Genomic DNA, 15,724 nt, shown 5'->3' on the forward strand with positions numbered 1-15,724 from the left:
TCAGTTGGTTAGAGCACCACCTTGACATGGTGGGGGTCGATGGTTCGAGTCCATTCGGACGCACCACTCTCGCATTATCCAGAAATTGTAAATTACTCGTTTTTTCAATGCGTTCTTAGCTCAGTTGGTTAGAGCACCACCTTGACATGGTGGGGGTCGATGGTTCGAGTCCATTCGGACGCACCACTCTCGCATTACCTATTATCTCCCTACGCTAATCAACCTGACTCAATCCCCCTCAATCTTTTGATGTTGTTTTCAACAATTATTCCACCTTCTTTTTGTTAAATTTGTTAAAAAACTTTTTTTGTTGCGCAACAAATTAAGCGTTATTCCCCGTGTTTGCGCGACTAATAGGCCATTTTTATAAAAAACGTCAATGAGTTTCTGTTTTCTATTTCATTTCCCGCGACTTACCGCTTATAATACGAACCGTCGTTTCAGTTGAATGGTTTCAGCATCTTGATCTGCCGATACGCTAAAAAAATACAACTCACACTTACGCCATCGTATACCGATCATGCGCTTAGCCTCGTGCTAAAGTTTTCCGTTCAATTTCCGCAACTGTCATCTATTCTTAGTAATGTTTTGCTCCTTGCTCACGTTTCGCTACACCAGACACTAATCAAATTCCACTCCGTTGCTGTATTTAACGGAATATTCGCTTTTAATCCATCACAACTTGTAGAAAAAATCCGTCATGAAAAAGACTAAAATTGTTTGTACCATCGGCCCAAAAACCGAATCCGAAGAAATGCTGACGAACCTGCTGAAAGCTGGCATGAACGTTATGCGCTTAAACTTCTCCCACGGTGACTATGAAGAACATGGTCAACGTATCAAGAATATCCGTGCTGTCATGGCAAAAACTGGCTTGAAAGCCGGTATCTTGTTGGACACCAAAGGCCCTGAAATTCGCACCATGAAACTGGAAGGCGGCAAAGATGCTGCTCTGGTTGCAGGTCAGACGTTCACTTTCACCACTGATCAAAGTGTTATTGGTAACAACAACATCGTTGCGGTGACCTACCCTGGCTTCGCTGCTGACCTGAAAATTGGCAACACGGTGCTGGTTGACGATGGTTTGATCGGCATGGAAGTCACCGAAGTCACTGAAAGCACTGTCGTATGTAAGGTGTTGAACAATGGTGATTTAGGTGAAAACAAAGGCGTTAACTTGCCAGGTGTTTCTATCCAACTGCCAGCACTGGCTGAAAAAGATAAAGCTGACCTGATCTTTGGTTGTGAGCAAGGTGTGGACTTCGTTGCGGCATCCTTTATCCGTAAACGTTCAGACGTATTGGAAATCCGTGAACACCTGAAAGCCCACGGTGGCGAGCATATCCAGATCATCTCCAAAATTGAAAATCAGGAAGGTCTGAATAACTTCGACGAAATCCTGGAAGCATCCGACGGTATCATGGTTGCTCGTGGTGACCTGGGTGTTGAGATCCCGGTTGAAGAAGTTATCTTCGCGCAGAAGATGATGATTGAGAAATGTAACCGCGCACGTAAAGTTGTGATTACTGCAACTCAGATGCTCGATTCCATGATCAAAAACCCACGCCCTACCCGTGCAGAAGCTGGCGACGTTGCCAACGCCATTCTGGACGGTACAGATGCCGTGATGCTGTCTGGTGAAAGTGCTAAGGGTAAGTACCCATTAGAGTCTGTTACCATCATGGCGACCATCTGTGAGCGCACAGACCGTATCATGCCTAGCCGCATCGAAACGCTGAACGACAATCGCAAAATGCGTATCACTGAAGCCGTTTGCCGTGGTGCAGTAGAAACCGCAGAAAAACTGGAAGCAAAAGTGATCGTGGTAGCAACTGGCGGTGGTAAATCTGCCAAGTCAGTACGTAAATACTTCCCAACAGCGACCATTTTGGCACTGACCACCAATGAAGTAACCGCTCGTCAGTTAATTCTGACCAAAGGCGTGATAACTCAGTTGGTCAACGAGATTGCTTCAACAGATGATTTCTACCGTATCGGTAAAGAAGCGGCTCTGGCTAGCGGTCTGGCACAGAAAGGCGACGTTGTTGTGATGGTTTCTGGTGCATTAGTGCCAAGTGGCACCACCAATACCTCTTCCGTGCACGTTTTATAATCTTAACGCACGACTAAACGCTAATTAAAAACGCCGCTTTCAATAGCGGCGTTTTTCTTTTTGAACACGGCTAAATAAACTTTCCGAAAAATCCATTTTATCTTAGGCACCCCAAACCCTTTTTCCTGAGTAGGACTTATCCGAAAGAATACGGCTGTTTTACCTCGTTTTTTTAACTTTTTTTTAAAACAAGATGCTTCTTTGAGCGAACGATCAAAATAAACCCCTCTAATACTAAAAATTTATTCTCTTTCGAAAAAACTTTGTGTAATACTTGTAACGCTACATGGAGATTAACTTAATCTAGAGGGTGTTAATAATGAATCGTACTAAACTTGTACTGGGCGCGGTAATTCTGGCTTCTACTATGCTGGCTGGTTGTTCAAGCAATGCTAAAATCGATCAACTGTCTTCTGACGTTCAGACTCTGAACGCTAAAGTTGACCAACTGAGCAACGACGTGAACGCAATCCGTTCTGACGTTCAAGCAGCTAAAGACGATGCAGCACGTGCTAACCAACGTCTTGACAACCAAGCTCACGCTTACAAGAAGTAATATTACTTCCTGAATGAAAAATGGCGCACATTGTGCGCCATTTTTTTTACCTCGCAGGAACCCGTCTCTGACGGTCACTTTCCCTGTTATACCCCTCTCTAACCATCGACTTCATCATCAACTTATTCACTATGCCAACACGCAAAAAATTGAGCCACGGCGCTAACTGCCGTGGCTCAGATACGTTAAAGCTTAGATGTGTTAAAGCTTAGGTGTATTAAAGCTTAGTTCGCTGCTGAGTAAACCGGGCCTGGCTGAACCAACTTAGGAATTTCTTGTTCAGAGGGTTGCTGACCTTCACTCTGTGGTTGTGCTTCTGGCTCGCTCTGAGGGGCTACAGCAGTCGGAGCTTGCACAGGGGCAGTCTCACCTACGGTCACGATAACCGGCATGCCAGCGCGGCGTACAATCGCTTCCTGAACCACTTGTGCATCAGTCTGGCTATCATTGATAAATTTCTGCAAGCCGCTGCTGATAGCAATTGGCATCGTTTGCGGATCATCACTATCTACACGAGACAACGGCTGATGAACTTCCACATAACGCTTGCCATCTGGCTCAACGGAATATTTAACCGGCTCGTTGATGATCTGAACGCGGGTGCCTTTCGGTACAGCTTTGAACAGCGCTTCAATATCATCTGGGCGTAGACGAATGCAGCCGGAGCTGACTCGCATACCAATGCCGAAGTTAGCGTTGGTTCCGTGGATCAGGTATTCACCGCCACCGGCAGCCAAACGCATGGCAAACAGACCCATAGGGTTTTCTGGGCCGGCTGGCACCACTGCTGGCAAAGTCACACCTTCAGCCGCATAGTGCTTACGGATATTTGCCGTTGGCGTCCAGGTTGGGTTCGGGATCTTTTGACTGACAGAAGTCGTCATCGTTGGAGTATTACGCCCCAACTGGCCGATACCGATTGGGTATACGATGACTTTGTTCTGGCCCTTAGGGTAATAATAAAGACGCAGTTCAGCCAGGTTGATGACGATACCTTCACGCGGGGTATCAGGCAGCAACATCTGAGTCGGGATAGTTAACACTGAACCGGGTAACGGCAAATACGGGTCAGCGCCTGGGTTAGCTTCCAGCATCCCCAACAAACCGATTTTATAGTCGGCAGCAATAGCCTCCAGCGGACGGCCATCATTTGGAACAGTATAGGTAGTATTTTCACCAATTAGACGACTATTGGCTGGTGGCAGAGGATACTCGGTCGCATTGGCAGCGGTGATACTTCCCGCCAGACAAGTTGCGAATAACATACCAATCAAAGTTAATGCACGTTTCATGCTTAGTTCCTACATCACTTCTTAAAATTCGATTCGGCTATCTACGTTAATTTTAGCAGCCAATAATAAGGCCACCATATAGTAACAGTCATTATTATAAAGGCAATTTATATCTCTAGAAATCAAGGTGTTACAATGTAATTTATTATGCTTTTTCCAACCGGGAGGGCGATTTAAGCTGCTGAAATTCCACCATTTTAATACTGTGACCCATGACGCAAAAATGCTCAGCCACGGGTGAATAAAGCACAAAATGTAGACATGAATTAGCCAGCTTGCAGTGCCGCTGCTTTAGCACGAATAGCGCGGATCATGGCTTCAAGGCCTTGGGAACGCGAAGGGGTTAGATGCTGACTCAGGGCTAAATCGGCAAAAAATGGTCGAACATCAAGATCAATTATCTGTTGCGGTGTCAAACCTTGATACAGAATAAACACTACTGCGACCAGACCTTTGACAATAGCGGCATCGCTATCACCGGCAAAAGCCACTGCTCCCTCGGCTGAACGTGTCATGGCGATCCATACCTGGCTTTGGCAGCCCGAAATAAGGTTCTCAGGCTGGCGCTGCTGCTCAGTTAATGGCGGTAGCTGTGCACCCAACTCAATGACATACAGGTATTTTTCTTCCCAATTCAAACAACGGGAAAAGTTACGAATCAATTTATCTTTATCTGGCAAACCAGCCATAACACTCGTCCTAAAGTAAAAATAAAAGCCGACTGTTTAAAATGATAGTCGGCTTTAAGGTGCATTGTCGCGAACTGTCTGCGCTAGCCCAGTAGTTTTTCGATGCGCAGTAATCCGGCCACCAGGCGATCCACTTCCTCGTGGGTATTATACAGTGCCAGTGACGCACGACACATACTCGGGACTTGATAGAACGCCATCAGCGGCATGGCGCAGTGATGTCCGGTACGAATGGCAATGCCGTATTGATCCAGGAAGCTGCCCACATCATAGGCATGGTGTTGCCCCAGATTAAACGCTATCACCCCTGCCCGCTCTGCTGGGCCATAAAGTGTCAGACTTTTTATCTGGCTCAGTTGCTCCAATGCATACTGCATCAGCGATTGTTCATATTGCTGGATATTATCCAACCCCAACCCATTCACATAACTGATTGCTGCACCCAGCCCCATAATTCCGGCGGTATTTGGCGAACCCGCTTCAAAACGCCATGGCGCATCAGCAAAGGTTGTGCCTTGCGTTAGGCTGACGGTTTTAATCATCGCCCCGCCCCCTTCCCACGGCGGCATTTGCTGTAGCAATTCACTCTTGCCGTACAAGATACCAATGCCCGATGGCCCATACAGTTTGTGACCGGAGAAGACATAGAAATCACAGCCCAGATCTTGTACATCGACGGTTTGATGCATGACAGCCTGAGCGCCATCCACCAGCACCACCAAACCGGCAGCTTTGGCTTGCGCCACGATTTCTTTAATGGGGTTCACTGTCCCCAGCACATTGGACACCTGAGTGATCGCCAGCAGCCTGGTGGTGTTATCCATCAGCCCTGCTAGCGCAGTAAGTTCCAGCTCTCCGGTTGCCGTCAGCGGCCAGACACGAATTTCGATGCCAATTTCTTTTGCCAGCATCTGCCACGGCACAATATTGGCGTGATGCTCCATTTCGGTAATGATAATACTGTCACCGGCTTGCAAAAAATGGCGGCCATAGCTGTTAGCCACCAGATTGATGGCTTCGGTGGTGCCTTTGACAAAAACAATTTCTTCGGCAGAAGCTGCGTTAATAAAGTCAGCCACCTGGCTGCGCACCGCTTCCATCTGCCCAGTCGCTTCCGCGCTCAAGGTATGGATACCGCGATGAACCGCCGCATAACCCTCACGATAGAAGTTAAGCTCTCTATCAATCACTATTTGTGGTTTCTGCGCACTGGCGGCGCTGTCGAGATACGCCAACGGCTGACCGTTAACCTCACGGCTAAGCAGTGGAAAATCGGCTCTGATCTGCCCGATACTGGCTTGTCCGATAGAGAAACTCATAGCGACTCCCTAGCCAACCGCTCTGCAATGCGCGCCAACACCACTTTGCGGATGGATTCGTGATGAATGGCTTCAGTCAATTCTGCGGCAAAAGCAAAAATAATCATTTGCTGTGCATCTGCCTGATTGATACCGCGTGATTGCAGATAAAACAGCTGTTCTGCATCAATACGCCCAACGGTAGCCCCGTGGCTGCACTTCACGTCATCGGCATAAATTTCCAACTGTGGTTTGGTATCAACTTCAGCCAACTTACTGAGCAACAAGTTATTGTTGGTCATTTGCCCGTCAGTTTTTAAGGCGTGCTGAGCCACTTTAATCATGCCATTAAAGACCGCTTTGCCCCGTTCGCGCACTATGGTTTTGTGCAACTGGCGGCTTTCACAATAGCCCTTGTTATGCTCCAGATAGGTGCGGGTATCACAAATTTCGCGCCCGATTGGCAGCAGCAGGCTATTGATGGATAAAGTGGCACCCTCGCCATTTAGCTGGGCGCTGGTATTGTGACGCGTTAGCCCCGCGCCGAGCAAGAAACTGTAGCTCTTGGCCCGTGCATCGCGGCTTAACACCAAATCGTTATGGGCAAAGTGATAGCTTTGCGGTGTTTCAAATGCCAGTTTGCAATGACTCAGCTCAGCATTATCACCCACTGAAATAGTCAGCCGCGCGCCAGTAAAATGCGGCTGCTCATTGAGGCTAACAAAATGCTCAATAACCTCAGCCTGCGCACTCGCCTCAATCGCCAAGTGATGACGATAATGGCTAGTATTCACCACTTCAGAACCCTTACCTGAGCTGATATGCAGCAGATAAAGCGGTTTGTCGCTGTGTTTCCCGACAGGCAGGCGAATATGTAGATTTTCCTGAGCCAGACTTTCTGTCAGATGCAAAAATATTTCCGACTGAATAGCCGCAGGGAATGAGGTGTTTTCTGTCGCGTGCGTCAGTTGATACGGGCCACAATCGTGGTCGCTCAACTCAGGGGAATATCTGCCATCAATGAAAACCACACGGTGCGCATCTTTGATCAATGAGAGATCATCACGCTGAGTCGCCGTGACTGCCGCGGCGGGCGCAAAGCTGAAATTGTGCGCCAGTAAACGCTCCAGTGGCGTGTACTTCCAGTCTTCATGCTTGATGCCGGGAAAGCCCAATTGCAGCACCTGTTGCCAATGTGCCGTCGCCTCGGCACGCTGATCACTTTGGTGCTGTTTAAGCTTTTGATTCTGTTTAAACAATTGACCAAAATGTAGCAACGCATCCGCGCGCTGTTTTTCAAGAATACGTTGCTGTTCCAGCATGTTACTGTTGGTCGGTAAGCCAGCCATAGCCTTGCTCCTCCAACTGTTTCACCAGCGTGAAATCACCGGACTTAATGATTCGCCCCTGATACAACACATGCACAAAGTCAGGTTTGACGTAATCGAGGATGCGCTGATAGTGAGTCACGATAATAAAAGCACGATCTTGATTGCGCAGTGAGTTCACCCCGTTGGCGACAATTTTCAGTGCATCAATATCCAGACCAGAATCGGTTTCATCCAGAATGCATAACGAAGGTTCCAGTGCGGCCATCTGTAAGATATCGTTACGCTTCTTCTCTCCGCCTGAGAAGCCCACATTCACTGATCGGGTCAGTAAGTCTGACGGCATTTTGAGCAGTTCAATTTTCTCTTCGATAAAATCTGCGAAATCAAAACGATCCAGTGGTTCTTGTTGGCGATATTTACGTACCGCATTGACGGCAGTTTGCAGGAAGAAATGGTTGCTGACGCCCGGAATTTCTACCGGATATTGGAAAGCCAAAAACACGCCCTCGCCCGCCCGATCTTCGGGGTCGAGTTCCAGCAAGTCTTTACCTTTGAACGTCACACTACCCGCAGTGACTTCATATTCTTCCCGCCCGGCCAGCGCCGCAGACAAGGTACTTTTCCCTGATCCGTTTGGCCCCATAATGGCATGCACTTCGCCGGGTTTGATCTCCAAATCCAAACCTTTGAGGATCTCGTTACCTTCCACACTGACTTTTAAATTCTTAATGCTTAACATAAGTTTCCTTGGTGCGCAGGCGCGCAAAACTCTGCGAATGCTTATTCAACTGAGACTTAACCAACACTGTGTTCCAGGCTGATGGCTAGCAATTTCTGGGCTTCCACGGCAAACTCCAGTGGCAACTCGGAGAACACATCCTTACAGAAACCGTTAACAATCATTGAGATGGCATCATCTTCGCTAATGCCGCGTTGCAAGCAATAAAACAGTTGGTCATCACCAATTTTTGAGGTTGTCGCCTCATGCTCTAGCTGTGCGGTGTTATTACGCACTTCCACATAAGGGAAGGTATGTGCGCCGGAATCCGGGCCAATCAGCATTGAGTCACATTGGGTGAAGTTACGGGCGTTATCCGCACCAGGTAGGATTTTTACCAGCCCACGATAGGTATTTTGGCTGTGCCCCGCAGAGATCCCTTTGGCGATAATGGTTGATTTGGTGTTTTTGCCAATATGGATCATCTTGGTGCCGGTATCCGCTTGCTGATGACCGTTGGTTAATGCGACCGAGAAGAATTCGCCGATAGAGTTATCGCCCTGCAAAATGACACTTGGGTATTTCCAGGTAATGGCCGAGCCGGTTTCAGATTGGGTCCATGACATTTTAGAACCCTCACCTTCACACAGCGCCCGTTTGGTCACAAAGTTGAGAATACCGCCGGTACTGTCGGCCCCGGCAAACCAGTTCTGCACTGTCGAATATTTCACTTCTGCATTTTTGTGCAAAATGACCTCAACCACCGCAGCATGCAACTGATAGCTATCACGAACCGGCGCAGAACACCCTTCGATATAACTCACATAGCTGTCTTCATCGGCAATCAGGATAGTGCGCTCAAACTGACCGGTTTTGGCGGCATTGATACGAAAGTAAGTGGATAGCTCCATTGGGCAGCGCACCCCTTTGGGCACATAGACAAAAGTACCGTCAGAGGCGACCGCCGCATTCAACGCGGCAAAAAAGTTATCTTTGGCGGGAACCACTGATCCCAAATATTTACGCACTAAATCGGGGTATTCCTGAATGGCTTCACCGAATGAGCAGAAAATAATACCTTGCTCGGCCAATTTACCGCGATAGGTGGTCGCCACAGAAACCGAGTCAAAAATGGCATCAACCGCCACTTCAGCCCCTTCCCGCACCGGCACCCCAAGCTGAGCAAACGCAGACTCTACCTCAGCGGTGAGATACTCATTCATGGTGTGCGCGGCTGAATCTTCAGCGGATGATTGCTGCAGTGCGCCGGATTGCGAACCACAGTTATCATCACAGCTACCGCAGGATGGCGCTGAGTAATAGCTGTAATCCTGATAATCCAGACTTTTATAATGTGCTTTCAGCCAATGCGGCTCTTCCATTTCTAACCAACTGCGATAAGCCCCGAGGCGAAACTCCAGCATCCATTCAGGTTCATTACGCTTGGCAGAAATGGCGCGAATCACATCTTCATTGATGCCCTTCGCCAACTCATCAGTCGCAAGTTGGGTAAAAAAGCCTTCTTTGTAGCGACCATCGCTGACCCAAGCCTGCACATCATCTGGAACTTCTACATTGCTTCGTGTCATTTCGTTTACATCGCTCAAACGCCAAAGCTCTCGCCACACCCGCAGGCGTGCTGAGCTTTAGGATTATTAAATTTAAAAATCTGATTTAGCCCTTCGCGGACATAATCCACCACGGTGCCATCAATAAACGGCATCGCTTTCAGAGGTACGTAAAGTCTGGCACTACCATGCTCGAAAACCAAAGCATCACTGGCTGGCTCTTTAGCCATATCCATTACATAAGCAAAACCGGCACAGCCTGATTGCTTGACCCCCAGCTGCAACCCTTTTATTTCAGGATCCTGTTGCATGAGCCGTGTAATTTGCGCCGCGGCGCTGTCGGTGATCGTAACGCCTTGCCAAACATTATCATCAAGTGAAAATGTCCCGACGGATTCCTGTTGCATATGCCCCACCTTCTATCTCTTAATAATTAGCTGGCTGATTATGGGTAAATCAACACAGATTGTTCACAATGGTAGTGATAATAATTATCACTTCAACCGTTTGTTTTGCAGGGATATTAAGAAAAGTGCCGTTTAGACCTCAAATGAGGCGGCAACGAAAGAAGCATGCTGCGATGGCCGGAGAAGTCTGGGTAAACAAACACACTTTTATCGCCATGAAATAAAACAATAATTACGACAGCGATGCCCGAATCCCTTGCTATATCAGAGGCTAATTACAGTTAACCTCGGTATTTTTTAAACATTCATAAAAAATACCTATTTCTCCATTAACTTTAGCTGAAAACCCCCTCAGGGGGAACCTATCAGAGAGATTCGCCGCATTTATCAGATAAACAAAGTTGTCAGGAGATCGGTACAAGAAAGATGCGGTAATGAATGATATTGCTCAAGGCCCACAAATGGCCCTGAGCAATAGATATACTTATATTTAGGTTGGTTATTTTGCTGGGGATAATACCGCAGTGGTCAAACGAGAGGTGCAACACAGGCGGTTTTGTTCATCAAAAATCTCAATCTGCCAAACCTGATGGCTGCGTCCAACATGAATAGCACGACAACAACCGCGCACTTTGCCGGACTTTACCGCTTTTAGATGGTTAGCGTTGATTTCCAATCCCACGATGTTCTGCCCCTCAGTGGTACATAAATAGCCGGCCATCGAGCCCAGTGATTCCGCCAACACCACTGACGCCCCGCCATGCAGCAAACCAAAGGGTTGAGTTGTCCGATTATCTACCGGCATCGTGGCTTCCAGTTCGTCATCGGAGAATCGGGTAAATTCTATGCCCAAATGCCCGACCATGCAGCCCTGGCTCTGTTGGTTTAACTGTTCCAGCGTCGCTGTGCGTTTCCAAAGCATCCTTTTTCCCTTCCCACTCGAGGTTGCAGAAATGTTAATGGCTGGCAAAGCTTAAACCAATTCAAGTAGCGCTTGCAATGGATGCCGTATGCCATTGCCTTCAATACGCTTAACCTGACTGCGGCAAGAATAACCGGTCGCTAAACAACGTTTTGCTGGCAGCTTTTGCAATGCCTGTTGCCAGGATAGTGCATAAATACCTAACGAGTTATCGAGGTTTTTTGCTTCATGACCATAGGTTCCAGCCATGCCACAACAGCCGACGCTGACGTTTTCCAGTTTGGCGCCATAGCGGGAGAATATCGCGGCCCAGTGCTGACTGCTGGCCGGCAATGCCGTCGTTTCGGTACAATGGCCAAACAGATACCAAGGTTCACCGGTCATTTGTTGCTCTTGTTGTTCAGCCACAGCCTCGTGCAACCACTCATGTACCAGTTGTACATTGAAGTCACCACGAGAATCACCCAAAATTTCTTTGTATTCATCGCGATAACAGAGCACCAGAGCCGGATCAACCCCGACCATTGGCATCCCCAATAGGGCAATGCGATTAAGAAAATCAGCGGTTTTCCTTGCCGTTTTAGCAAAACGTTGCAGGAACCCTTTGATATGCTGCGCTTTGCCATTCGGTGAAAATGGCAGCAACACCGGATTAAAACCTAACTTCTCCACCAGCCGAACAAAATCGGCGACCACCTGTGCATCGTAGTAGCTGGTGAAGGGGTCTTGCACTATCAAAACATGCTGACGGCGCTCTGCATCCGGCAACTTCTCCAACTGTTCCAGTGTCATGGTGCTGGCATAATGACCGGACAATGACTGCTTCAAGGTTGGGCTGGAAAGCAGTGGCAAATCCACCATACCGATGCTTTTGCGGCTTAACGCACCAACCCAAGGTTGCTTGAGGAAGAAGTTAAACACTGTAGGCGCTTTCGCCATCAACGGGGCATAGTCTTCCACTCCGGCGACCACATAATCACGCAGCGGCCGATGATAGCGGGTGTGATACAACTGCAGGAAGCGGGAGCGAAAGCCCGGCACATCAATCTTTATTGGACATTGCGTCGAGCAAGCTTTGCATGCTAAACAACCCGACATCGCCTCTTTCACTTCATGCGAGAAATCATAATCTCCCTGACTGGCGTGCCAGGTATTGCGCGTCTTTTCAATCAGCCCACGCAAACTTGGCCGCCGAGCCGCCAGCCCCTTTTCCAGTGCCACCGGGTCAACCCCTTGTTCGGATAGCAGCCGTAGCCATTCCCGCACCAAGGTGGCTCGTCCTTTTGGTGAATGGATTCGGTCACCGGTTATTTTCATCGACGGGCACATGGGGCTGCGAGCATCAAAGTTAAAACATAATCCGTTGCCATTGCACTCCATCGCGCCACGGAATGAAGTTCTCACGGAGAGCGGAATACGTCTGTCCAGAGTGCCGCGTTTGTCAGACGTATCGACTGTCATCATCGGGGCGTCGCTCCCCAGTGGAGAGCAGATTTTACCGGGATTCAGTCGATTATCAGGGTCAAATGCGGATTTTATCTGCCGCAATTCATGATACAGCACCTCGCCGAAGAATTCGGGGCTATATTCCGCGCGAAAGCCTTTACCGTGCTCCCCCCACAATAAGCCGCCATAGCGCGCCGTCAATTGCACCACTTGATCAGAAATTTGCTTCATCAGCATTTCTTGTTGCGGATCGCACATATCCAGCGCCGGACGAACATGCAACACGCCGGCATCAACATGACCAAACATGCCATAGGTCAGATTATGGCTATCCAGCAACTGACGGAATTCCACAATATAATCGGCTAAATGGTGCGGCGGCACACATGTATCTTCCGCAAAGGGGATAGGTTTGGCTTGCCCTTTACTGTTACCCAGTAAACCAACCGCTTTTTTGCGCATACCATAAATGCGCTCAATCCCGGCCAAATCACTGCAAATCTGATAGCCAATCACTCCGCCTTCGCGGGCCGCCATCAAATCATCCAAACGTTGGCAAAGTGATTCCATTTGGCTGTCAATCAGCGCCTTATCATCACCGGCGAACTCGACAATATTCAGCCCCAGCATCTCTTTATCCGGAACATCCGTAATCAGTTCTTTGACCGAGTGCCAGACAATATCCTCTTTCGCCAAATTAAGGACTTTTGAGTCCACGGTTTCCACTGACAGCGCTTTGGCTTCCACCATAAAAGGCGCGTTGCGCAGTGCCGAATCGAAAGAGTCATACTTCACATTCACCAAACGGCGTACTTTTGGCAGTGGCGTGATGTCCAGTGTGGCTTCGGTAATAAAGGCCAGAGTCCCTTCCGCGCCGGTTAAAATACGTGTCAGATCAAATGTTTGCAGGTCATCACTGAACACATGGCGCAAATCATAACCGGTCAGGAAGCGGTTTAATTTAGGGAATTTCTCCAGGATCAGCGCCCGTTGATCCCGACAGCGATTGAGCACCGTGTGGTAAATGCGCCCGGTGACGGAATCTTCCTGCGCAATCGTTTCCGCCAATGGCGTCGGCATCGCGCGAGTATCCAGCATCTCGCCACCCAGCAAAATAGCGCGCAAACCCAGCACATGGTCGGAGGTTTTGCCATAGACCAATGAACCCTGACCAGAAGCATCAGTATTAATCATCCCGCCCAATGTGGCGCGATTACTGGTGGATAATTCCGGTGAGAAGAAATAACCAAATGGGCGCAAGTATTGATTAAGTTGATCTTTAATCACCCCCGCTTCAACCCGCACCCAGCCTTGCTCCACATTGATATCCAGAATACGGTTCATATGGCGCGACATATCCACCACAATGCCGGTATTCAATGCCTGCCCGTTGGTTCCGGTGCCACCACCGCGTGGCGTAAAGACCAACGATTTAAAAGTTTCCTGCCCCGCCAGACGGCCAATCAGTGCAACATCCGCCGTCGAGCGCGGAAAGATAACGGCATCAGGCAGCAGTTGATAAATACTGTTGTCCGTCGCCATGGTCAGGCGATCGGCATAATTGGTGGCGCTATCGCCGGTGAATCCGTTTTGCTTCAAAGCATCCAAAAAATCCAGCACCAACTGAATAACACCCGGCGCTTGAGAAATCTGTGGGATCATTAGTGTGACCCTATCTATATGTGTGTTTGTTTTAAGGACTGTTCCGTTGAAAGACTATCTGTTAATAATCACCTTTGTCGAACGATTTATACCAATTCAGAACGATGGGAAAGAGATGTCTGGCGACCAAGGTTAAATACCGTAATAAACTATTAAGTATCAAAATTTTATATTGCGCAAATAATAATCAAACCACAATCACGACGCGCTGTTACATCACTTTTACTGCAATCAGATTTATATTAAACCAACCGCCTCATTCTTTTTTGACAAAAATACAGCAGTAAAACTCAAGTGTATCTGTTAAAAACCGCTGAAATACACCATGATTACAGCTGACCCTGAATAAGATTGGTGTAAATATCTCATTAGTGCATTTTCTAATGAGTACAAATAAAACAGTGCGATGGCCACCTTGCCATGATTTGTGAAGTGAGAACCCCCTGATGAATTACCCACAGCCACGTCGTTTCGATTTACCCAAACTGATGTTTGGGGTGATATTCATTATGATAATGATTATCGCCAGTTTTTGGGTGGTACAACCCTTTATCATGGGATTTGCCTGGGCTGGCATGGTGGTGATTGCCACCTGGCCTTTACTGATCAGGCTACAAAAAATCTTATGGGGCAAACGCTGGTTGGCCGCGATTATTATGACCATTCTGCTGGTTTTACTGTTCGTGATCCCCATTGCCCTGCTGGTCAGCAGCCTGGTTGAAAACAGTGGCCCGCTGATCCAGTGGGCATCCAGTCCATCCAATTTAAAAATGCCGGATGTTATCTGGCTAAAATCAATTCCCATGGTGGGTAGCAAACTTTACAGCGGTTGGCATTCACTGATTGCCGGTGGTGGCAATGTGCTGATCGCCAAAATTCAGCCCTATGTCGGTGCCGCGGCCACCTGGTTGGTCGCACAAGCAGCGCATATCGGCTACTTCTTGATTCATTTGGCGCTGATGGTGCTATTTAGTATTTTGCTCTATTTCCATGGCGAACAAGTGGGTTTGGGCATTCGCCATTTTGCGGTGCGAGCGGCCGATAAACGCGGGGATGCCGTGGTGGTACTGGCAGCAAAAGCGATTCGAGCAGTGGCGTTGGGGGTGGTGGTTACCGCACTGGTGCAAGCCGTGTTAGGTGGAATTGGCCTCGCTATTGCCGGAATTCAATACGCGACGTTGTTTACCGTCTTAATGTTTATTTGTTGTGTTGCGCAACTAGGGCCATTGCTAATACTGATACCCGCTGTCATTTGGCTCTACTGGACCGGTGATTCAACCTGGGGCACGATATTGCTGGTGTGGAGTTGTATCGTCGGTACCATGGATAACGTATTACGGCCTTATCTGATCCGAATGGAAGCCGATATGCCGATGATATTAATTCTGTCTGGCGTTATTGGTGGTTTGCTGTCATTCGGTATGATTGGCTTATTTATCGGCCCAGTGGTATTAGCCATCTCTTATCGACTGACCTCAGCCTGGGTCAATGAAGCACCGGAACCCGAAGAGAGCATTACCGAAGTCGCCAAACATTTAGAAAAGCTTTGATATATGATAGGGGTTATGCTGCCTAACCCCTATTATTCAGCAATATCCGCTATCGGATATAAATAATAGCATTTTTAATATCTACATTGACATTCGAAACAACCGTTCCTATTAGTGGCTAAATAAAGTCGTTATTAATGACAAAATGAAATCACTTTTATAATAAATATAT

Annotated in this window: 12 protein-coding genes and 1 tRNA gene; 4 read left to right on the plus strand and 9 right to left on the minus strand. The window is 48.1% G+C overall.

Going from position 1 to position 15,724, the window contains the following annotated elements; genetic code table 11:
* Positions 1-109 precede the first annotated feature (109 nt).
* The 3 genes from HU019_RS19075 (at position 110) to HU019_RS19085 (ending at position 2,669) form a co-directional block, all read left to right on the plus strand.
* Positions 110-186, plus strand: a tRNA-Val gene (locus HU019_RS19075).
* A gap of 514 nt (positions 187-700) precedes the next feature.
* A complete protein-coding gene (gene pykF / locus HU019_RS19080; protein WP_005165633.1) occupies positions 701-2,113 on the plus strand; it encodes a pyruvate kinase PykF in 1,413 nt (470 codons plus the stop codon).
* Positions 2,114-2,432: 319 nt separating this feature from the next.
* On the plus strand, positions 2,433-2,669 hold the full coding sequence (locus tag HU019_RS19085; protein WP_005165631.1) for a major outer membrane lipoprotein: 237 nt from the start codon (positions 2,433-2,435) through the stop codon (positions 2,667-2,669).
* A gap of 224 nt (positions 2,670-2,893) precedes the next feature.
* Here HU019_RS19085 and HU019_RS19090 read toward each other — a convergent pair whose 3' ends face one another.
* From HU019_RS19090 to ydiJ, 9 genes are all read right to left on the minus strand, one after another.
* Positions 2,894-3,961, minus strand: coding sequence for a L,D-transpeptidase family protein (locus HU019_RS19090; protein WP_174847751.1), 1,068 nt, complete (start codon positions 3,959-3,961; stop codon positions 2,894-2,896).
* A 266-nt stretch (positions 3,962-4,227) separates the two neighbouring features.
* Positions 4,228-4,650 (minus strand): cysteine desulfuration protein SufE, encoded by a 423-nt coding sequence (gene sufE, locus HU019_RS19095; RefSeq protein ID WP_174847752.1) that lies wholly within the window; start codon positions 4,648-4,650, stop codon positions 4,228-4,230.
* 83 nt (positions 4,651-4,733) lie between these two features.
* The gene (sufS, locus tag HU019_RS19100) at positions 4,734-5,969 is read right to left on the minus strand and encodes a cysteine desulfurase SufS (protein WP_174847753.1); all 1,236 of its coding nucleotides are present in this window, start codon (positions 5,967-5,969) and stop codon (positions 4,734-4,736) included.
* Positions 5,966-7,297 (minus strand): Fe-S cluster assembly protein SufD, encoded by a 1,332-nt coding sequence (gene sufD, locus HU019_RS19105; RefSeq protein WP_174847754.1) that lies wholly within the window; start codon positions 7,295-7,297, stop codon positions 5,966-5,968. The genes sufS and sufD overlap by 4 nt, the downstream gene beginning before the upstream one ends.
* Positions 7,272-8,018, minus strand: a complete 747-nt coding sequence (gene sufC, locus HU019_RS19110; RefSeq protein ID WP_174847755.1) for a Fe-S cluster assembly ATPase SufC — start codon at positions 8,016-8,018, stop codon at positions 7,272-7,274. The genes sufD and sufC overlap by 26 nt, the downstream gene beginning before the upstream one ends.
* Before the next feature lie 56 nt (positions 8,019-8,074).
* A complete protein-coding gene (sufB, locus tag HU019_RS19115; protein ID WP_005169421.1) occupies positions 8,075-9,586 on the minus strand; it encodes a Fe-S cluster assembly protein SufB in 1,512 nt (503 codons plus the stop codon).
* A gap of 14 nt (positions 9,587-9,600) precedes the next feature.
* On the minus strand, positions 9,601-9,972 hold the full coding sequence (gene sufA, locus HU019_RS19120) for a Fe-S cluster assembly scaffold SufA (protein WP_005165616.1): 372 nt from the start codon (positions 9,970-9,972) through the stop codon (positions 9,601-9,603).
* 499 nt (positions 9,973-10,471) lie between these two features.
* Positions 10,472-10,894, minus strand: a complete 423-nt coding sequence (locus HU019_RS19125; RefSeq protein ID WP_174847756.1) for a hotdog fold thioesterase — start codon at positions 10,892-10,894, stop codon at positions 10,472-10,474.
* Positions 10,895-10,945: 51 nt separating this feature from the next.
* Positions 10,946-14,002 (minus strand): D-2-hydroxyglutarate dehydrogenase YdiJ, encoded by a 3,057-nt coding sequence (ydiJ, locus tag HU019_RS19130; protein WP_174847757.1) that lies wholly within the window; start codon positions 14,000-14,002, stop codon positions 10,946-10,948.
* Between the two features lie 446 nt (positions 14,003-14,448).
* Here ydiJ and ydiK point away from each other — a divergent pair, with 446 nt between their 5' ends.
* Positions 14,449-15,552, plus strand: coding sequence for an AI-2E family transporter YdiK (gene ydiK / locus HU019_RS19135; RefSeq protein ID WP_174847758.1), 1,104 nt, complete (start codon positions 14,449-14,451; stop codon positions 15,550-15,552).
* Positions 15,553-15,724 lie beyond the last annotated feature (172 nt).

Origin of the sequence: Yersinia artesiana (genome assembly GCF_902726545.1) — a bacterium.
Taxonomy (GTDB): Bacteria; Pseudomonadota; Gammaproteobacteria; order Enterobacterales; family Enterobacteriaceae; genus Yersinia; species Yersinia artesiana.